At 54.5% G+C, this 21,068-nt stretch carries 16 protein-coding genes; 14 read left to right on the forward strand and 2 right to left on the reverse strand.

Annotated features, from left to right (window positions below; all coding sequences use genetic code 11):
• Positions 1-15: 15 nt before the first annotated feature.
• From ACFSDX_RS18830 to ACFSDX_RS18840, 3 genes are all read left to right on the forward strand, one after another.
• Positions 16-1,590, forward strand: a complete 1,575-nt coding sequence (locus ACFSDX_RS18830; RefSeq protein ID WP_382316365.1) for a RagB/SusD family nutrient uptake outer membrane protein — start codon at positions 16-18, stop codon at positions 1,588-1,590.
• Between the two features lie 71 nt (positions 1,591-1,661).
• Positions 1,662-2,567, forward strand: coding sequence for a glycerophosphodiester phosphodiesterase family protein (locus tag ACFSDX_RS18835; RefSeq protein WP_382316367.1), 906 nt, complete (start codon positions 1,662-1,664; stop codon positions 2,565-2,567).
• 181 nt (positions 2,568-2,748) lie between these two features.
• Positions 2,749-3,333 (forward strand): recombinase family protein, encoded by a 585-nt coding sequence (locus tag ACFSDX_RS18840; protein ID WP_382316369.1) that lies wholly within the window; start codon positions 2,749-2,751, stop codon positions 3,331-3,333.
• A gap of 848 nt (positions 3,334-4,181) precedes the next feature.
• On the opposite strand, the gene ACFSDX_RS18845 is transcribed toward ACFSDX_RS18840, so the two are convergent.
• Positions 4,182-5,186 (reverse strand): helix-turn-helix transcriptional regulator, encoded by a 1,005-nt coding sequence (locus ACFSDX_RS18845; protein WP_382316371.1) that lies wholly within the window; start codon positions 5,184-5,186, stop codon positions 4,182-4,184.
• 98 nt (positions 5,187-5,284) lie between these two features.
• Between ACFSDX_RS18845 and ACFSDX_RS18850 the strand changes: the two genes are divergently transcribed.
• From ACFSDX_RS18850 to ACFSDX_RS18895, 10 genes are all read left to right on the forward strand, one after another.
• Positions 5,285-6,934: an N-6 DNA methylase gene (locus tag ACFSDX_RS18850; protein WP_382316373.1), complete on the forward strand. Its 1,650-nt coding sequence runs from the start codon at positions 5,285-5,287 to the stop codon at positions 6,932-6,934.
• A gap of 87 nt (positions 6,935-7,021) precedes the next feature.
• Positions 7,022-7,810 (forward strand): ATP-binding protein, encoded by a 789-nt coding sequence (locus tag ACFSDX_RS18855; protein WP_382316375.1) that lies wholly within the window; start codon positions 7,022-7,024, stop codon positions 7,808-7,810.
• A gap of 21 nt (positions 7,811-7,831) precedes the next feature.
• Positions 7,832-8,806 carry a hypothetical protein gene (locus tag ACFSDX_RS18860; protein WP_382316377.1) on the forward strand — a complete coding sequence of 325 codons (975 nt, stop codon included), beginning with the start codon at positions 7,832-7,834 and terminating at the stop codon, positions 8,804-8,806.
• Positions 8,807-8,948: 142 nt separating this feature from the next.
• Positions 8,949-11,780 (forward strand): type I restriction endonuclease subunit R, encoded by a 2,832-nt coding sequence (locus ACFSDX_RS18865; protein WP_382316379.1) that lies wholly within the window; start codon positions 8,949-8,951, stop codon positions 11,778-11,780.
• Between the two features lie 63 nt (positions 11,781-11,843).
• Positions 11,844-12,404: a restriction endonuclease subunit S gene (locus ACFSDX_RS18870; protein WP_382316380.1), complete on the forward strand. Its 561-nt coding sequence runs from the start codon at positions 11,844-11,846 to the stop codon at positions 12,402-12,404.
• Entirely contained in the window at positions 12,359-13,423 is a 1,065-nt protein-coding gene (locus tag ACFSDX_RS18875) for a restriction endonuclease subunit S (RefSeq protein WP_382316381.1), read from the forward strand. Before ACFSDX_RS18870 ends, ACFSDX_RS18875 begins: the two co-directional genes overlap by 46 nt.
• A gap of 42 nt (positions 13,424-13,465) precedes the next feature.
• Entirely contained in the window at positions 13,466-14,011 is a 546-nt protein-coding gene (locus ACFSDX_RS18880; protein WP_382316383.1) for a hypothetical protein, read from the forward strand.
• Complete coding sequence (locus tag ACFSDX_RS18885; RefSeq protein ID WP_382316385.1) at positions 13,980-14,918, forward strand: hypothetical protein; 939 nt, start codon at positions 13,980-13,982, stop codon at positions 14,916-14,918. Before ACFSDX_RS18880 ends, ACFSDX_RS18885 begins: the two co-directional genes overlap by 32 nt.
• Positions 14,919-15,072: 154 nt before the next feature.
• Positions 15,073-16,725, forward strand: coding sequence for an ATP-binding protein (locus tag ACFSDX_RS18890; protein WP_382316387.1), 1,653 nt, complete (start codon positions 15,073-15,075; stop codon positions 16,723-16,725).
• A 139-nt stretch (positions 16,726-16,864) separates the two neighbouring features.
• Complete coding sequence (locus tag ACFSDX_RS18895; RefSeq protein ID WP_382316389.1) at positions 16,865-18,343, forward strand: class I SAM-dependent DNA methyltransferase; 1,479 nt, start codon at positions 16,865-16,867, stop codon at positions 18,341-18,343.
• Between the two features lie 163 nt (positions 18,344-18,506).
• Here the strand turns inward: ACFSDX_RS18895 and ACFSDX_RS18900 are convergent, their stop codons facing one another.
• The gene (locus tag ACFSDX_RS18900; RefSeq protein ID WP_382316391.1) at positions 18,507-19,637 is read right to left on the reverse strand and encodes an ImmA/IrrE family metallo-endopeptidase; all 1,131 of its coding nucleotides are present in this window, start codon (positions 19,635-19,637) and stop codon (positions 18,507-18,509) included.
• Positions 19,638-20,273: 636 nt separating this feature from the next.
• Between ACFSDX_RS18900 and ACFSDX_RS18905 the strand changes: the two genes are divergently transcribed.
• Positions 20,274-21,062, forward strand: a complete 789-nt coding sequence (locus ACFSDX_RS18905; RefSeq protein WP_382316393.1) for a multiubiquitin domain-containing protein — start codon at positions 20,274-20,276, stop codon at positions 21,060-21,062.
• Positions 21,063-21,068: the final 6 nt, after the last annotated feature.

Below are 21,068 nucleotides of genomic sequence, written 5' to 3' on the forward strand. Positions count from 1 at the left end.
TATTACTACTTGATTATGCGCTACCTAACTAACCATTTACCCCGTTTGGGGACCCTAGGCCGGCCGGCCTCACTACTGAGCCTGAGCCTGTTGAGCGGCCTGCTGCTGACCTCGTGCAAGAAGGATTTTCTGGTCGAAAACAACCCCAATGCCGTAGCCGCCGATAACTACTACCGGTCGGAAAACGACGTGCTGCTGGCCCTCAACGGCGTGTATGCCGCCCTGCGTGACAACAACGGCCTGGCTGAGGGCGGCGACCTCTATGGCGAGCAGCGCTCGGACAATACCGGCACCAACGACAACCAGTCGAACGCCGGCGAGCCGTTCCAGTTCAACGCCTTTTCGCTGCTGCCTAGCAACTCCTACCTGCAAAACCACTGGACGGCGCTCTACCAGATTATTACGCGGGCCAACTACGTGCTGGCAGGCTCCGAAGCGGTGACCTTCGCCCAGGCCAGCACCAAAACCCAGTACCAGGCTGAAGCCAAGTTTCTGCGGGCGCTGACCTACTTCAACCTGGTGCGCGAGTGGGGCGACGTGCCGCTGGTAACGGTGCCGCTCACCACGCCCAACGCCGTGACGGCCAACACCTTCCGCGAGAAAAAGGAGAAGGTGTACGCCCAGATTGTGGCCGACCTCACCGACGTTATCGCCAGCCCACTACCCGACGCGCAGTCGGCCGCCAACACCGGACGGGTGTCCAAAATCGCGGCTAACGCCCTGCTGGGTAAGGTGTACCTGACGATGGCCACCACCCTTGACCCGGCCACCCGCACCGCCAACCTGACCCAGGCCAAGACCTACCTCACGGCCGCCTACAGCAAGCGCACGTTTGGGTTGCTGCGGGAAATCCCGTACGCCGACGTGTTCGACGTGACCAAGAAAGCGGCCAATCCCGAGGCCATTTTCCGCATCGTGTACCGCCAGGGCGACATCAACTATTCGTCGCGCATCGCCGCCAACTACCAAGCCCAGGGCGAAACCATCAACTCGCTGCGCCCCAACACGGGGGTTGGCGGCAACGTGACGCCCGACCTCGTGCTCGATTACGAAACGGGCGACGTGCGCAAGGACTTCTCCATCAAGTACGCCAACGCGGCCGTGGTGAAAGACTATTTCATCACCAAATACCGCGACGCGAGCGCCGCCGCCGGCACCACCGGCTACGGCGGCAACGACTGGCTGCTCCTGCGCTTCGCTGACGTGCTGCTGCTACTGGCCGAAACCAATCTTTACCTAGGTGACGCGGCCACTGCCACCAGCCAGCTCGACCAGGTGCGCGAACGCGCCGGCCTGCCGCGCTACGCCGTGGCCAGCGCCACTGCCAGCTACAGCGCCAAGTACCCCACCCTCAAGCTCGCCATCCTGCACGAGCGCCGGGTAGAGCTAGCCTTCGAAAACCAGCGCTGGTTTGACCTCCAGCGCGCCTTCACGGCCCAGGAATTGGTCAGCTATTTCCAGACGAAAAGCCAGACCAACTTTGGCTCTGCCCAGCTCACCAACTTCGGCTTGAAGGATTATTACTACCCCGTCCCCTTCAACGAGGCCAAGCTGAACCCCACGGGCATGTACCAGAATCCGGGCTACTAACTCATTTTTTATTATGCATTTACATAAAACAGCCTAGGTCCTGCCTAGGCTGTTTTAGTACCACTCCACCCATGAAACAGTTCTTTCTATCCCTCGTCGCGAGCCTGCTCCTAGGTGGCCCGGCGCTGGCCCAGCAGCCGGTGCAGGCCATCATCCGCACGCTCAAAGACACGAAAAGCAACCAAGTACTAGTAGTGGCGCACCGCGCCGACTGGCGCAGCGAGCCCGAAAACTCCCTGCGCGGCATCGAGTCGGCCATCAGGATGGGCGTGGATATGGTCGAAATCGACCTCAAGAAATCCAAGGACGGCGTGCTCATCCTCATGCACGACGGCCTGCTCGACCGCACCACCAGCGGCAAGGGCCGCCCCGCCGACTACACCTGGGCCGAGCTCCAGCAATTTACCCTCAAAAACCAGCACGGTGGTCCTACCCGGCAGCGCATCCCAAGCTTCGAACAGTGCATGCTGACGGCTAAGGGCCGCGTGATGGTCAACATCGACAAGGGCTACGACTACTTCCAGGAAGCCTACGACATGCTGGTGAAAACTGGCACCGTGGACCACGCCGTCATTAAGTCCTCCGAGCCCTACGAAAAAGTAAAGGCCGAGCACGGGGCGCTGCTCACCAGCCAATTACTCTACATGCCCATTGTGGATTTGCGCAAGCCCACGGCCGCCGCCATGCTGCAAGAGTACGAAACCAAGCTCAAGCCCGTGGCCTACGAGCTGGTGTTTGCCACCGACAGCGCGTTGCTGCGCTCGGCCTACCAAACCATCCCCAGTACTGGCTCCAAAATCTGGTACAACAGCCTCTGGGCCAGCCTAGACGCCGGCCACGACGACGAGCGCAGCCTCGAAGAAGCCCAGCCCGCCGACGGCTGGGGCTGGCTGCTGGCCCACGGTGCTACCCTCATCCAAACCGACCGCCCCGCCGAGCTACTGGCCTATTTGCGCCAGCGCAAGCGGCATCGCTAATACGCCTGGTTTTTAGTACTGACCTGCTGAACCTGCCACGGTCTTCGGTCTTATTCCACAATAGAAAAAGCTTTTCTGACTAAGAGCCCTTATTGGATGGTTTTGACAAGGGCGTTTCCAGCACGTAAAGGCACTTTTTTATGGTGTTTTCAACTGACCCTTATTGGAGTACCTTCCGGGCATGACAACCGTCGCCCTCTACGCCCGTGTCTCGACCAAGGATAAAGGTCAGAGCACCGAAAACCAGCTGCCCGAACTGCGGCGTTTTGCGCAGGCCCACGGCTATACCGTCTACAAGGAGTACGTGGAGCACGAGTCGGGCGGCACGGGGAAGCGCTCCGAGTTTCAAGCGCTTTTTGCCGATGCCCATCAACGGCGCTTTGACTTGGTGCTCTTTTGGAGCCTAGACCGTTTCAGCCGGGAAGGAGCTTTGCCCACGCTGCAATACTTGAATCAACTGCAAGGCTGGGGCGTGGGCTATAAGTCCCTCACGGAGCAATACCTCGATTCGGTCGGCCTATTTCAGGAGGCGATTATCTCCCTCTTAGCCACGCTGGCTAAGCAGGAGCGCATACGGCTGAGCGAGCGCACTAAGGCGGGCATGGCCCGACGTAGGGCAGAAGGTGTGCTGATAGGGCCGCCCACCAAGAGCGCTGCGGTCATCGAGCAGATACGCGAACTGAAAAAACGTGGGTTATCGAATTATGCTATCAGCAAGAGGCTGCGCGTATCAGCAAGCACCGTAGCCAAATACGCTTTTAGTTAAGTGGTTGGCCTAAAAAGTAACTAGCTGCTATTAGGTGAGATAGCAGTTTGCTGCCTTCAGGCAGGAGAGGCAAAGAAAACTAGGTTCCTACTACCTACTCGCACCTAAGAACTGCGCGAAGAACCAGAGCCAAATTTCACCCGCGTTCCGTTATTTTTGCAGTGGTCTGACACTAGATTATTCCGGAAGTAGGACTTCCTGGGGCCACGCAAGTGGCCCCCTTTTTTGGCTAAAACAAAGGCCAGCAGCTTGTTGCTTGACTAGCAGATTGATGGGAGCCAGCCGATTAAAGTAGTCGTGCGCCTCTTTTTCTAATACCGGCGGTTGGGCTCGAACAATTGCTTGGCGAAATAGAAGATGACGTCTACCATTTGGTCTGTGTACTGGTAGAATATTAATATGTAAGCATTTTGTCAAGTTTTTGCCGGTAGAAACTTGACAAAATACTTTAACTGGTTGGCATACGCGGCCCAGATTACAAGTGAAAGCCTATAGCGATTGGCCAACCTGGCCAACTTGGCCAACTTGGCCAATCGCTATACTAGCAGCTTTGCTACAAGAGAAGGGGAGAAGCTGCATGTTCGGCTCACTGCAATAAACCAGTCGGCAGCTGGCCCAGCCATTCGCTGCATTTAGAAAGCTAATTATCAGCTATTCGCACTGCGACTACTTTCGTGCTACTACCTGCTGACTGGCTTTTTTTAAGCAAACAGGCTTATTTATTAGGGGTTTATTGTGCACCGTGCTGTACTCTGACTTTAAAACCCGCTGGCTGAAATCGGGTGGCGTGGGCTAACTATGGCCTGTTTCTGACCGGCCTCTGCGACTCATTGGGCGTAGCCAACGACTTACAGGTAATAATGAAGCATCCGGGTTGCCTCTTGTTTGATATTGTCACGCAATACCAGTGGTGCTACTACTTCTACATCCCCGCCGTAGCTCAGTAGCAAACTCACCAACTCACGCGTTGGTACTAGGTGTAGTGTTACTTCACCGGTTACATTATCTACTCGTTGTGACGTATGTAGCGGTTTAGTCAGCACATAGGGTAAACGCTTTGCTGCAAATCGCAGCCTTATTTCTGCTAATTCTGCCTGAGGCAGAATAGAAACTCCTATTAGGTTAGTAAAGAACTGGCTTACCTCTCCCTCGTGCTGAATGAATGACAAATCAGCCTTTGCTATATGCTGAATACGGTCTAACGCAAATATTGACAAAGCTTCTTCCCACTTGTCTCGTTGCGCAATTAAAAACCACCGCCCATTATACTGTTTCAGCAAATAAGGGTGCACTAGCAATTCTACTGGCTGCGAAGTTCCAAACGGCTGGTATAGTAGGCGCTGTGCTTGCTTTTGCTGCACAGCTATATACAGCGGCTCTAGCCAACCTTGCCCCTGGTAACTAGTAGGCTGCTCAAATTGGCAAATAATACCTTGTGCGTCTTGCATTTGGCCACTTAGCCTCAATTCTAGCCGCTCTACTATTCCTCCTAGTTCGTGTGATAGTCCCAGGCCTACTAATTGCTGCAGCACACCAAATGCCTGTTGCAAAGCGGGTAAATCATTTATTGTTATGGGACTATTGAAGATTGAGTAATTAACCTCACTATAGTAATACCCGCGCTCCGATTCGAATAAGATAGGCGCATCATATCCCGTTGCCCCACCCGGCCGCATATTTTTCAAGTCATCCCGTAGTGTCCGTATGCTTACGCTACCTGCGCTATCTACATGTTCAGCCAGGGTTGCCGCTACTTGCTGCCGCAGGCGCTCAAAGCTCCATGTCTGAGTTGTCCGTTGCAAGCAGGCATCTATGGCTGCGTAGCGCAGCAAGGCATTTTTGGTAGATGGCATAAAATTTTTCTGAAAATTACACACTGTGCAGATTGGCTGCACACCCCCACCTTTGCTTTGCACTGTCGACTCAAAGGAGGTCGGCTTGTCCCTACATTATGAAACGTCCGTCGGCCCCTTCGCTTAATCTGCAAAAGCAAATAATTAAGTTGTTTTCTATTGTCCGAGAAGAAGGCCACACATCTTCCTATAGTATTGTTCCAGCGTTTCTCATCCTAGGCCGACTATCCACCATCCTCGGAGTGGATGCCTATTCCAGCCAAGCTTTTTATACTTCTGCCCTTAGTAACAATAGCTATCAGAGAGAAAGAAACGCTGCAGATTCGGCATTGGCTTGGTTAGGAGATTACATGCTTCGTTTAAGTCCTAGTATGCGACAGCGTCTAGTGCATGAAATTGAATTATTTAATCTGCCTACTCTCACGCAAGTAGAATTCGAAGACGTTATTGATTTTGCCTTCGACCAACTTCCCCGTTACAACCATGGCTCGGGCGAATTTTCGACACCAGCTGAGCTTACGGAATTAATTGCTTCTATCTACAAGGCAAAACCTGGCATGTGTGTGTACAACCCACAGGCTGGTACTGCTGCGCTTATCTCTTTTTTAGACCCAGCAGTTATCTATTTAGGGCAGGAGCAGAGCGATGAGGTGCGCAAGCTAGCTTCTCTACGCTTAGTGGCACATCAGCGCTCTTCTGCCCATTTGTTGCCAGGTACAGCAGTTGAACAATGGCCACAGTTGCCCGCGGCTGACCTGATTCTGGCTACTCACCCCGTATTTGGTGGCTCTAATCGTGTTAATCAACTGTTGGATGGCCTGCCTTCCAGCATGCCGGTCGACGCTGCATTCGTTCATGCCATTCTGCGTCATATGCAGCCACAGAGTCAGGCTGTCATTCCCGTTGCACTTGGTTTCCTATTTCAGCAAGGCAAATCTTACCGCCTTCTTCGCGAAGAGCTGGTGACATCTGGTGTGTTAGAAGCAGTTGTAGATTTTCCAGCTGGTTTATTATTACCATACACCAATGTGCGGCTAGCCTTACTGATGCTCAACAAAGCACGCTCTTACGGTGCGCCAGTTTTGATGCTCGATGCGGAGTCATATGTTCATCGCAAAGGCAAACAGGCTATTTTGGATACGTCCGCCTTGTTAACTGCTTTAGCGCAACCAACTGGTGCAACTGGTGCTCATTTTATCGCTCCATCTGATTTCAGCCGGCACGACTACGATTTAAGTTATCGCCGCTACCTACTGCCTGCTGAACCGGTCCAAAACCAAGTCCGCTTCGAAGAAATAGTCGAGCCTATTCGTCTGCGCCACGAGCGGCCAGTGGAAGGTCGACTGCTGCGTATCCGGGACATGAAGTCAGATAATCTGAATTTTACGCTAGCAAGCAGTGAATTACCTGTTGACCAATTTAGTGGTCGTTCGCTAGTATCGCTGAAGCAGGATGCGCTGCTAGTCGCGCTCCAGGGTGGCCGACCCAAGCCTACCTGGTATACGCACCAGGCTGGAGACGAAGTATTCTTCTCGCCCAGTAGCATCCTGCCGTTACAACTGAACCAGGATAAGGTGGTTCTCGACTATCTCATAGCCGAGTTGAATTCTGATTTTGTGCAGGAGCAGTTTCGCAGTATGAATAGAGGTATGGCCATGCCTACCGTGCGTAAAGCGGACTTATTACAGTTGATTATCAATCTGCCAAGCATAGTCGAGCAGCATAATTTAGTTAGGCTAGCCAGTTAGCAGGCGACGAAAACTAAGCAAGTAGAGTCTAACGCGGCCCAGACCGAGCGCACGCTCAAAGCTGAAGCATATGCACAACTTGCTGCTTTGAAACCCGCTTTAGGGCGGCCACAGTTAAATCTGATATCCAATGTAGACCTGCTTGAGGCCGCGATTCAGCGTGCCGCTTCTCATAATCAAGTGCTAGCTCCACATTCCCCTCTCTTTCCAGGCGAAGACTCAACCGTGCAGGATACACTCACGGCCATAAAAAGAGACTTGGAGTTCATGTTCCAAACGCTCAATCGTAATGAAGCCGTACTAGTGTTAGAGGAGTTTCCGCGCCAAGTTGTGGATATACTGGCCTTCCTACGTGAGGAAATAGCACTCACGCGTGCCAGTTTACCACCGTTTGCCATTACGCTGCATGAGAAATTTTTGCCATTGTACAATTTTCTTGGCGATAAGCCGAGAGTTGCTCAACGCATAGATTCAGTCTCTGTATTGGCTAATAAATATCTGCTCAAGCTGCTGTTTAACCATATTATAGCCAATGCCCAGCGGCATGGCTTCCATGAAATGCCAGCAGAACACAATAAGATTAGTGTTACCGTCGAAGAGTTATTTGTTGACGAGAATATGAATTCGTTTGCGCTTGACATCACCATTGCCAATAACGGGCGCCCATTTCCGGTAAATTTCGACATAGCTCAACTTACTCGTAAAGGAGCTACCGTTGGTGCCACGGGCAACACAGGTATTGGCGGGTATGAAGTTAAGGAGATTATGAACTACTTCGAGGGTGAACTAGAGATTATCAGTCAGCCCGAAAGTTACTTTCCAGTAACCTATCGGTTGGAACTACCAGTCGTTGACGTTCAATATAAAAAAGGTTAAGTAATGGGCCACTACCGCGTCTTGTGGATTGACGATGAGTACCAGCAACTCACAGCTTTCAGTAAGCTAGCGCTTTTAAACGATATTGTCTTGGTTCCTTTTCAGTCTACTGAAGAGGGAATGGCTTATCTGGCGGCGAACATGAATACCATCAACGCCGTGCTTCTCGATGCCATGGCATTTCAAAAGAAAGGCCAGGAAGAAGGTACAGAAAGCCGCAAGGCGCTCTACGAGGCATGGGAGCAGATTACGGCGCTTGGTAGTGCTCACCAAAAGCCATTGCCTCGCTTTGTACTTACCGGTCAGCTCAGTCTTTTGCGGGATACAGGTTTTCAAGAGCAGTACGAAGGCTTCTTTCGTAAAGGCTCTAGCGAGGAAAATCAGCGTTTATTCGGAGCCATCAAGCAGGCCATCGACGACTTACCCCAAGCCCAGCTCCGGCACCGCTACGCCCCAGCATTCGCCGCCTGCACTCCTGATGTAGTCAGCGAAAAGGCTGGCCGGATGCTCTTGGAGGTTTTACAAGCTATCGACAATCCTCAAACTAATCACCAGGACGACACCAAGTTTAATACGCTACGCATCATTATTGACGAGGTGTTTGCTGCCGCCATCCGCCATCGACTATTGCCTGCCCAATGCGTTTCGCGCGGGGAAATCAATCAGCGAAATTGCAGCGACATCTTGAGTGGTAAACCAAAAAAGGTTTCTGATACAGAGTTTGCTACACCTGCGACTGCACTACTACCAGCTATTTTGGCAACTGCTGTAAATACCTGCCTCGACCTCACTAGCACAGCTTCGCACGGCGATAGAGTTAACACCGCCTCCGCCTTGGCCGGACTTCGCCAGACAGTTCGTACGCCATACTTACTCGTCGCGCTAACCCATCAGATTATGGACTTGCTGGTCTGGTTTAACACCTTGCGTCTTGACACTGAACGGCTAGCCCGCCATCAAGGTGCTTGGACAATTAGCGCTGCACGTCCACGGTAAGCCTGCTTCTTGATACTACCTCGTCAAGATGCATCTGAACGGTGCGGTAGGTAGCGCATAAGCAGGCTAACGTAGTTGGCCCATTTTTACGATGCCTGATTCGGTGCTGCTTACTTTAGCATTCCGTTCCCCACCTGCCTAAATGCTTACCCCCGAACAGCACGCCCGCCAACTCATCGATGCGCAACTAACCACCGCTGGCTGGCTCGTGCAGGACTATAAGCAGCTCAATCTGGGGGCCGCTGCTGGTATCGCGGTGCGGGAATACCCTACGGCCTCTGGCCCAGCCGACTACGCCTTATTGATTGACCGGCGCCTAGTAGGCATGGTGGAGGCGAAAAAAGAAGGCACCTCGCTCACGGCCGTGGCCGAGCAGACGGCCCGCTACCGTAGTAGTGCCACTAAGCACGCCCAGCGCGTGTCCGATGAGCTGCCCTTTGGCTACGAGGCCAACGGACAGGAAATTCGCTTCATTGATGCCCGCGACCCCGAGCCGCGCTCGCGGCCGGTGTTCGGCTTTCACCGGCCCGAGACGCTGCGCGACTGGACCCGGCAGATTGGCACCTTGCGGGCGCGGCTGCGCACGATGCCGGCCGTGAACACGGGGGGGCTGCGTGACTGCCAGATTGAGGCGCTGCGCAACCTCGACGTAAGCTTAAAGGACGACCGGCCCCGCGCCCTTATTCAGATGGCCACCGGCTCGGGCAAGACGTTTACGGCGGTGTCGTTTATCTACCGGCTCATCAAGTTTGCGGGGGCCAAGCGGGTGCTGTTTCTGGTGGACCGGGGCAACCTGGGGCGGCAGACCTTACAGGAGTTTCAGCAGTACACCGCGCCGGATGATGGGCGTAAGTTTACGGAGCTCTACAATGTGCAGCACCTGACCTCGAACCAGCTTGATTCGGTGAGCAAGGTTACGATTACGACTATTCAGCGGCTGTACTCGATGTTGCGGGGCGAGGCCGAGTATGACGCGGGTAACGAGGAGCGCTCGGGCTTCGAGTTGAATGCCGACGCGCCGCAGCGGCCCCGCGAGGTAGCCTACAACCCGGCCGTGCCGCCCGAGGCCTACGACTTCGTGGTGATTGACGAGTGCCACCGCTCCATCTACAACGTGTGGCAGCAGGTGCTGGAGTATTTCGATGCCCACCTCATCGGCCTCACGGCCACGCCGGCCAAGCAGACCTTCGGCTTCTTCAACCAGAACCTGGTGATGGAATACAGCCACGAGCGCGCCGTGGTAGATGGCGTGAACGTGGGCTCCGACGTGTTTCGCATCCAGACCGAAATCACGGCGCGGGGCTCGCGCATTGAGGCGGGCAGCAGCGTGAAGCGCATGGAGCGCCAGACCCGTAAGAAGCGCTGGGAAACCCTCGACGACGACCTAGTGTACTCGGGCACCCAGCTCGACCGCTCTGTGACGGCGCCCGACCAGATTCGGACGGTGCTGGAGGAGTGGAAGGCCCGTCTATTTACGGAGCTGTTTCCGGGGCGCGGCATCGTGCCCAAGACCCTGATTTTTGCTAAGAGCGACCACCACGCCGATGAAATCGTGGATTTGGTGCGCGAGGTTTTCGGCAAGAGCAATGAGTTTTGCAAGAAGATAACCTACGCTGCCGAGGAGAAGAGCGACGAGCTAATTAAGAAGTTTCGCAATGACTTCAACCCCCGCGTCGCCGTGACAGTGGACATGATTTCGACTGGCACCGATATCCGGCCCCTGGAGTGCCTGCTGTTTCTACGAGACGTGCGTAGCCGAGTGTATTTCGACCAGATGAAGGGGCGCGGCACTCGCGTCATCAGCCCCACCGACCTGGAGGCCGTGACCAGCGATGCCATCGCCAAAACCCGCTTCGTGCTGGTGGATGCCGTGGGCGTGACCGACTCCGAAAAGAAAGACACCGAGAGCGTGGAGCGCCAGCCCGGCGGCTTGGGCTTCGAGAAGCTGCTACATGCCGTGGCGCAGGGCAACCACGAGCCCGCCCAACTCCGCAGCCTGGCCACCCGCCTAGCTAGGCTCGACCGTCAGCTCACGCCCGACGACCGCGCTGCTGTGCAAGCCGCCACCGGTGGGGCCACCGTACAGCACCTCGCCGCCCGCCTCTACGACGCCGTGGACCCCGTGAAACAGGAAGCTGAGGCCCTGCGCCTAGCCACTGCCGAGGCCCGCGCTGCCGGCCAGCCCGCCCCCGGCGAGCCAGGTGCGCCCCTGGCCGAGCCCACCGATGCCCACTGGCAGGAAGCCGTGCGCCAGCTCACCGACACGGCCGTGCTGCTCTTCGACGACCCGGCCCTACGCATGCTGCTCACCAAGGTGCACGCCCAGCACGACCTCGTGATTGACCTCGTGAGCCAGGACCGGGTGCTGCACGCTGGCTTTGAGGGCGAGCGCACCTCGCCCGAGGCGGCGCAGGAGGCCCTGGCCCGGCAGCGAGTCGATAAGTTTCAGGCATTTATTGCGGCGCATAAGGACGAAATCACGGCCTTGCAGCTGCTGCACAACCAGCCCTACGCCCGCCGCGCCGTCACCTTTGCCCACATTCGGGAGCTGGCCCAGGCCCTGCGCCTCGACAACCCCCAGCTCACGCCCGAAAGCCTCTGGACGGCCTACGAGCAGCTCGAAAAGGCGCGAGTGCGCGGGGCCGGCCCCAAAACCCTGCTCACCAACCTCGTCAGCCTCGTGCGCTTCGCCCTGCACCAGACCGATACGCTCACTGCCTACCCCCTCACCGTGGACGAGCGCTACCACGCCTGGCTGGCCGCCCAGGCCACGGCTGGCCGGAGCTTCAGTCCCGAGCAGCGGCAGTGGCTGGCCATGATGAAGGAGAAAGTGGCTACCTCTCTCAGCGTTGACGCCGAAGATTTCACCCTGCCGCCCTTCGTGGACCAGGGCGGCTACGCCCGCGCCCGGCAGGTGTTCGGGGCCGATTTGCAGCAACTGGTGGATGAGCTGAACGATGCGCTGGCCGCGTAGCCTATTACCCTCTTTTCAAAAAATTAAGCTATGCGGGCGCTGCCGGCTAGCCAGATGAACCGAATGAACGAAGAACAGGAATTGCCACAGGGCTGGGTTTGGACGGGCTTTGCTCAGCTAGCCGCACGCGAACCAAATGCTCTCAAAGCAGGGCCGTTTGGTTCAGCTTTGAAGAAAGAATATTATGTGTCTGAGGGCTACAAGGTTTATGGACAAGAGCAAGTAATTCGCCAAGACGCCTTTTATGGCGACTATTTTATTGACGAATCCAGATACGAGATGCTGAGTTCTTGCAGAGTAAAACCTGGCGATATTTTGGTAAGCTTGGTTGGCACAATTGGCAAGGTATTGATTCTACCGGAAGGCATTTCGCCGGGCATTATCAATCCGCGTTTAGTAAAGCTTTCGCTGAATAAGGATGCTATAAAAGCGGAGTTTGCGAAAATGTATCTCGACTCACCAACGGTGAAGTCGCGGTTTTCCAACGTCTCACACGGTGGAACGATGGACATTTTGAATCTATCAACGCTTAAGGATTTACCAGTACCCCTGCCCCCCTGCCCGAGCAGCGCCGCATCGTGGCGAAGCTGGAGGAGCTGTTCAGCAAGCTGGATGCGGGCGTGACGGCCGTGCGCCGCACCCAGGCCCTGCTGAAACGCTACCGCCAATCGGTGCTACACGCCGCCGTCACGGGCGAGCTGACCCGCGCTTGGCGCGAAGCCCACCCCGCCGCCTCCGCCGAAACCGGGGTCGCCCTCTTGCAGCGCATCCGCGCCGAGCGCCGGGCGCAGTGGGAAGCCGCCCAGGTGACCAAGCGCGGCGGCCAGCTCCCGCTGGGCGAGGGCTGGAAGTCGAAGTATGCGGAGCCGGAAGCGCTGGATACTTCAAAGCTACCTGAGTTGCCGACGGGGTGGACATGGGCTTCGATGCGCCAGCTAGGTGAGGTGCGTTTGGGTCGGCAACGCGCTCCACAGCACCATTCTGGTCCACACATGCGCCCCTACCTACGAGTGGCTAATGTGTACGAAGACCGGTTCGACTTGCGCGACGTGATGGAAATGAACTTCACGCCGGAAGAGTACGAAACCTACGCATTACGTGAAAACGACATCCTGCTCAACGAAGGCCAAAGCTTGGAGTTGGTTGGCCGGCCAGCCCTATATCGTAACGAAGTCCCTGGCGCTTGCTTCACTAATACGTTGGTGCGGTTCCGAGTTTATCAAAATGTGCTTCCAATCTATGCACTGTCGGTATTTCGGTCATACCTGCACAACGGTGAATTTCAGAAGATTGCGAGTTGGACCACCAGTATTGCCCACCTCGGAGCTGACCGGTTCGCGGGGCTGCACTTCCCCTTGCCTCCCTTACTAGAGCAAGCCGAAATTGTAGCCGAAGTAGAGCGCCGCCTTACCGTGCTCGACGCGCTGAGCCAGACACTCACCGATGAGTTGAAACGCGCTGAGCGCCTGCGCCAAAGTATCCTGCACCAAGCCTTCACTGGCCGCCTCGTGCCCCAGGATGCGACCGACGAGCCGGCCGCCGCCCTGTTGGCCCGCCTGCGCGCCACGCCCGCCTCCCCCACCAAAGCCAAGGCCGGGCGCGGGCACAAAGCCACCACCCAGCAAACCACTTTGAATATATAATATTCATATATTAGGGCTTTGGATTTTCAAGTTCATCGTTCTATGCGTTTTCTCCTCCCGCTACTTGCTGGGCTGTTGTTTGTGGCGGCCCTGCTGCAACTCTATACCGAGACCAACACCTACAACTACCTCGCGCAAGCTCCTACTTCGCTCACCACAGCGGGCTTTGCCGATACTGAGCAAACGAAGGACTTAGATGAGTTGCTGAACAAGTATCAGACCTTCATCAAAGCGCATGCGACCGAACAGAAAACACTGGGCAACTACCAGACCGGCGTCAATTTTATGGTAACGGCCCTGGCCGGGCTGGTTACCCTGCTCACCGCCCTCAAGGCCAAAGACCCGGCCAATCCGCAAACCGTACCGCGCAGCACCTTCGTGGTGCTGGCCATTCTGGGGTTTGTGTCGGGCCTGATGAACTGGACCGATGGCCAGCTGACGCAACGCAAAGCCGCGGCCGTTGATGCGGTGGTAAAAGGCCGCGATACGTGGGCCCAGCTCCTGAAAGACTTCCAGGCGGCCAAGCCCGAAGAGAAACCCATTATTTTGAAGCAATATGAAGGGCGTTTGGTGGCACTGGAGCAATAAGCTGTTGGTCGGCGCGCTGGGTTTTGTACTCACGGCCTGCCCTGGCAACCGCACTAAAGAGGTGCCGTTGCAAGACCGCGAAACCCAGGTGCTGCTTCAGAAAAGCGGAGCCCGGGACTACAGCCTCAACAACGCCCTGGCGGCAGCCTTGCCGGGCCTCAACTGCATCAGTCAGGCGCGCCTAGGCCGGCATCTGGTGCTGGCCCAACCCGGTGCCACGTATGACACCCAGGATACAAGCGTGGTGCTGGTGATTCCCTACCGCCCCACCGACCCCAAGGCCTCAGCTGGGGTGTTCTCCAACGTAAAAGAGCGGTACGTGCTGCTCAATCCGGACTATATCCGTAGCTGGGTCCTGAAAAACAGTCTTTCAGGCACGAATACAGCCTTGCCCGATGTGCTAAACCTGGTATTGCTGCACGAGCTGGGCCATTTCCGCCTGGGTCGCACCGGCCGCTTCGACGAGCCGGTGGCTGCGGCTCCTAGAACCGGACAGATGGAGATGCAGGAGGTAACGCCGCAATACCTGACCACCGACAAACGCCTAGAGCTAGCCGTCGATTCGGTGGCTATCGGACTGGTAAACCAAGCGGCCCGTCCTGGCAGCCCCCCGGCCTGCTTCAGCACGGCCGTCACGGTGCAGCTACTGGTACCGGGAGCCAATTTTAATCTGGCGGGGCACCGGACCGTGGACCAATTTGGCTCGCCCCACATCCTCTACCTGCCCGACTACACCTCCACCCATCCGAACTTAGAGTTGCGCCTAGCTTTCATGGCATACTACCTTCATCGCACGCCCGAGGGCCGCCAGCAAATCGACGATTACCTGTATGCCCGTGAGGTAGCGCCCATTCACCGCCAGGAAATGGACCCACGGATTTTCCAAGGCAACGGGCTCAAATTCTGAAACTGCTTTGCAATCAGATGTGCGACTGAAAGCCTTGTTGTTAGTTATCAAGCCCTGCATGCCGTTGCGCAGGTCTCTTAATTATGGCCCGCATATTATACAAGCACCAGGCCACCGCGACCAACTACTTTTGAGCGTTGAACCGGTTTCTACTATGCGTGAAGGGCAAGTTTTTGAGAAGAAGAGTTACCGCAAGGCCTTCGGCCCCACGGCCGACCTGAGCGACCTAGCCAAAACCTGCGTGTGCCTGGCCAACGCCCAGGGTGGTCTGCTACTCATCGGTATCGAAGACCGCGACGAGGTCCCGCCCATAGGTCAGCAGCTCGACCCAGCAGAGGTGCATAAACTCATTCAGAAGCTAAGCACCCGCGCTATGAATGTCAGCTTTGCTTCGTCGGAGTTGGTCGTCGCGCCCAATGGTGGTGAGTACCTGGAAGTAACTATCAGCCCCTCGTTGCACGTGGTGGCCACCACTTCCGACGGCCGCACCTATGCCCGCCTCAGCGACCAGTGCCAGCCCGTATCGGGCGAAGACCTGCGCCGGCTGGTGTACGAAAAAACGGGTTTGCAATGGGAAATCCGCCCCGTGCCAGATGTGTCCCGCGCCGATTTAGCCCCCGACGAAATCCGCTATTTCGTGGACCGGGTGCGTAGCGTCGGCAAAGTCAGCGCCTTCGTGCTGGCCAAGTCCGACCCCGAGTTGCTGGAGTATTTCCGGCTGGTGGATGCCCACGGCACGGCCACCCACCTGGGCGTGCTCTGGCTGGGCACCCCCGCCCAGCGCGCTCGCCTGAGCTACGGCCTGCTGGTGCAGTACGTGGTGTATAACCAGCTGGAGGAGAAGGTGCGCAAGGAAACCTGGTTCGACCACCGCCTCAACCCCGCCCGGCTGCTGGAAGACGTGCTGGCCCAGGCCGTAGAGCTGCACTATTCGCACGAAATCCCCTGGGGCACCACCCGTCGCCTGGTGCCGCACTACCCGCCCGCCGTGCTGCGCGAGCTGCTGGTGAATGCCTTCGCCCACCGCCTCTACACCACGGCCACCGATGTCTTCATCCAGGCCTACCCCGACCGGGTGGAAATCACCAGTCCCGGCGGGCTGCCGCTGGGTGTCACGCCCACCACCATTCTGCACGAGCGCATGCGGCGCAACCCGCACCTGGCCCTCACCTTCGAAGCCACCGGCCTGATGGAGGGTGAAGGCTCGGGCTACGACCTGATTTACCAGCAGCTCAGCCGCGAAGCCAAGCCCCTGCCCGAGCTCGACGACCGCGGCACCAGCCTGCGCGTGACCCTGCCCGCCCGCCGCCCCAACCCCGATACCCTACGCCTGCTCGACTACCTGAGCGCGCATTACACCTTCAGCCAGAAGGAAACCATCGTGCTGGGTCTGCTGGCGCAACACCGCCGCCTGAGTGCCACGGCGCTCAGCCAGGCGCTGCAATTGCGGCAGGAAGAGCGCACCCGCTCCTGGGTGGGCCGCCTGGTGGATTGGAACATTGTGCAAACCCAAGGCACTCGCAAAGGCACCGAATACGTCATCAACCCCGAGGTATTCGCGGCGGCCGACTTGCAGGTAAAGCCCACGTTGAAAACCATCGAGCCGCATCATTTGCGCGCCTTGCTGGTCGAAGACCTACGCGCCTACCCAGACAGCTCACTAGCCGAAATGCACAAGCGGCTCGGGGAGGAACTACCGCTGCCAGTAGTACAACGAGCTGTGTACAAGCTGGTGGAAGAAGGCCAGCTAAGCGCCACCGGCGCGAATCGAAACCGGCGCTACGCCCTGCTGGCTAAAAAAGAATAAATGTCGAATAAATCACAAATAAGCGAAGCCGAAAACCCTAATTATAGCTATTAGAAGCTGTTTTTATTGTTTTATCGGTGAAAACGAACGGGAATAAATTCACTAAAACGAGAATAAAACCCGCTACAACATCCCAGCTATGCGCCAACCTACCCTCAATGCCACCGCCCAATCTCTCGTCCAGCGCGTCTGGGGCTATGCCACCGTGCTCCGCGACGACGGCGTGGGCTACGGCGATTACGTCGAGCAAATCACCTACCTGCTGTTCCTGAAGATGGCCGACGAGCAGGCCGGCGCGCCTAACGCCCCCGCCGTACCCGTCGGCAAGGACTGGGAAAGCCTACGTGCTCTGGAAGGCGACGCGCTGGAAGTGCAGTACCGCCACATCCTCACCGACCTGGGTAAGGAGCCCGGCATGCTCGGCGTCATCTTTAAAAAGGCCCAGAACAAGATTCAGAACCCCGCCCGCCTCAAGCACTTGCTGGTGCTTATTGACCGCGAAAACTGGTCGGGCCTGGGCTTCGATGTGAAGGGCGAGATTTACGAAGGCCTGCTGCAAAAGAACGCCGAGGATGTGAAAGGTGGTGCGGGGCAGTACTTCACGCCGCGCCCGCTCATCCAAGCCATCGTAGAAGCCGTAGCCCCCAAGCCGGGCCAAACCATCTGCGACCCGGCCTGCGGCACCGCCGGCTTCCTACTAGTAGCCCGCGACTACCTCGTGGATACTTACGGTGCCGAGATGGACCGCGAGCAACTCAAGTTCCTGCGCGACCACACCTTCCACGGCACCGACATCGTGGACTCTGTGGTGCGTCTGGCCGCCATGAACCTCTACCTGCACGGCGTAGGCTCCACCGAAAGCCCAGTCAAAAATCAGGACTCGTTGCTTTCCGACCCTGGCGAGCGGTATGACTTCATCTTGGCTAACCCGCCCTTCGGCAAGAAGAGCAGCATCACGGTAATGAGCGAGGAAGGCCAGACCAGCAAGGATACGCTCAGCTACGAGCGCACCGACTTTGTAGCCACTACTAGCAACAAGCAACTCAACTTTGTCCAGCATATTTACACCATTCTGCGGGTGGGTGGCACGGCCGCTGTGGTGCTACCTGACAATGTGCTCTTCGAGGGCGGCGCGGGCGAAACCATCCGCCGCAAGCTCTTGCAGGACTGCAACGTGCATACCCTGCTACGTCTGCCCACAGGCATCTTCTACGCCCAAGGCGTGAAAGCTAACGTCATTTTCTTTGAGAAGCGAGCTGCCGCCGAGCAGGCCCAGACCAAAGAATTATGGGTGTACGACCTACGCACTAACCAACACTTTACTCCCAAGAGTAACCCACTCACGCTGGCCCACCTACAGGATTTTATCCAGTGCTATGGCATGTCCGGCCAGCGTGCCCAGCGCCAAGAAACTGAGCAGTTCCACTGCTATGACTTAGCCCAACTACTGGCCCGTGATAAGGTAAACCTAGACATCTTCTGGCTCAAAGACGATGCCTTGGAGGACAGTGCTACTCTTCCTGCCCCTGATGTGCTGGCTCTCGAAATTACCGAGAACCTGCAAGCTGCGCTGACTCAGTTTGCTAGTATCGCCGAAGAATTGGAAATAGAGGTTTAAAGAGACCTATGCCTATCCTATTAAATCACTAATTTTAAACTAGATGAATTCCAATAGTCCATTCATTGCCTTTAACAGTTATCCTCTAGAAGAAGAACCCCAATATAAGATATAAAAAAAGCCTTGCTATTAAGCAAGGCTTTTTTTATATCTTATATTGAAGCTAAGGAATAAAATTATTTTTCTTGTAGATAGAATTGCACTTGTAATCCATTTTTTCCTCGTGGCACAAACGTCCTAATACAGATTGTGCTGGGACAGATATAGACTTAGCGAACTTTTCAATATAAGTATCAGAATAATGTCCCTTATCTTTATTCCTAGTAAATTCATCCCACTTATCGGCCGGCACTAACGTATTTTTAGCGAATGTGTTTGCTTCGGCTTCTTTACTTGAAGTATAATTTATATCCGTATCCTCTAGACTATCAACGAATCCAGTTTCTCTATTTTCTTTATCGTTGAAATGGAGAAAAATATGGCCTAATTCGTGAAAAACGGTAAAAAGAAAATTGTCATAACGTGAATGACGTAAAGTCAAGCCAATTACAGGCCGATTCTCATGCCAAAATGCTGCTCCATCTAAAGGTGTCTTATCAGGCTTATGCTTAATAACCAACTTGACACCATATTTTTTTAAAGTAGTAGCTAAATTATATTGGACATTAGTAGCTAGAAAAACTTTTCTTAAGGATTGCAATAATTCATCTTTGCAGGATGGATCAAACACAGCTACTTTTTGGGAGGCTGAAATATGTTTTACATATCTTATCCAAGAATTAACATATGGCTTATGCTCTTTGAGCATACCAGATTTTCTGAAATGTATACCATTAGGAGTATTTTTTTCAAGCTCGCTAATAAGTTGCGTAACAGATTTGAAATCTAATGCAGTAAGTAGCCTTTCAATATCGGTGGTTACTCTACCACTTGATAAAATATTTTCTTTTCGAAAATATGAAACATCAACGACTTCCTTAATCTGTTGCCATTGTTCGATTGCTTTGACTTTATCTTTTAATTCGCGTTGAATTTCAAACTCATGCAAATCATAGTTAGTCTGAAGTGTTATAAGATGCCTAGCTGATACTCCAGGCAGTGCAGCAGCAATCAAAAAAGCTTGCTCATAACTAATAGGTTTTTTGCATTTAATTAACTCATTTAACTGAGTAGGTTGAATGCCGGTCTCGTTAGCTAGTTGGACTTGTTTAAGGTGGCGAGCGGCAAGTTCATCTTTAATTAGCAGCCCAGGGTGGGTGGACTGGTTCGGAGTGAGGGTCGCACCGGTGGTCATTTAGACAAAGAAAATTGGGTTGGGTACAGAGAGTGTATAGTGATACTGGTAAGCATACCATCTACTTCGAAGCATGAAAGCTTAAGCCGGAATTTGGCAGTAACCTTCACAGTAAGTTTAAAGCCAGTTTCATCTAGAAACTCGCTTTCAAAAAGTCGATACCCCGCAATGTCCCCTTTGCGTTCCATGCCCACAAGGCAGTTGAGCACTTTTATATAGGTTTTGCGTGTGGCTACAGAGCAGGGAAAACATTGCTTCTTAGGCGAATCATGTTGATATAGGCCTTGAAGAAGAGGGTCGTCAAACCGAAGGGGTATCAAAATTCAACACTCAAAGGTAATAATTTTTGCGTTGATTTGCAAGGATTTACGATGAAAAGTTCGAAAATTATCGAAGATTTTTTCTTCGACATAGATTGAACGATTTTTTCCTTATACCTTTGATTCGTTCAAACAAAGCGAAGGGAGGTTAAGCCATTATGTAAAGCCACTATATAGTTGACCGTAGTTAAAAAAATTGAGTCTGCCTACAAGTTCATTTGCCGTGAACTCACAAGCAGACCCAAAAGCACCAATTTTTAATCTACGCTTCGTGTATCGATGAGAAGGATGACGAAGCGTAACACTCCCCAAATGTATGCTGTCGGAAGACAAAATCATTCAGGCGGTGGCTGGTAGCCACCCTGAACAAGACGTAAACGTTACCATCAAGGTTCGTATAATTGACATTGAAGTCCATTCCAGCAGTGGCATTCCTCATCCGCCTCATGACCCTGGGGAAGTGATACATTATCGCTTCAAGGTGGATAAGCAGTACTTCGAGCGCCCACAGCACTTGTGGACTCGTGACCAACTGCTGGCTCTAGTAAACGCAACGTCGCAGACTCATGAGCTGTTTGAAATTGGTGATAGTGGGCGTTCTGTCGGCCCACATGAGGTCGTGGACCTACGTAAGCCCGGAATAGAGCGCTTCAAAACCGTAGCAAAGGAGGCTCGTGATGGTAATCTGTCAGCACCTGGCTTAGCTGTGGCACTTCGCCAGCAATTTGAACCGATTGCGGAAGACAAAATTTTCCTTAACAAGCAGGGTCTCCTATGGGAGACCCTGCTTGTCAGCAACGTGGGTTGGGTGCTAATTCACAACTTTCCGTTACCAGCTGGCTATAACATTGCTACGACGACGATGGCATTGATGCTACCCAGCTCATATCCAACAGCTGAGATTGACATGATGAACTTCGCGCCGGCTATTAGCCGGCGTGATGGTCGTCCAATCGCTAATTTAATGGTGCAGGTAGTAGACGGTCAACAGTTTCAATGCTGGTCGCGTCACCGTCCAACCAATATGTGGCGGCCTGGAATTGACAATTTAGAAACGCATGTACTAGCAGTACGCGGGTGGTTAAATCATGAACTAACTCGCTAATAATTC

Source organism: Hymenobacter bucti (genome assembly GCF_042681145.1).
GTDB lineage: Bacteria > Bacteroidota > Bacteroidia > Cytophagales > Hymenobacteraceae > Hymenobacter > Hymenobacter bucti.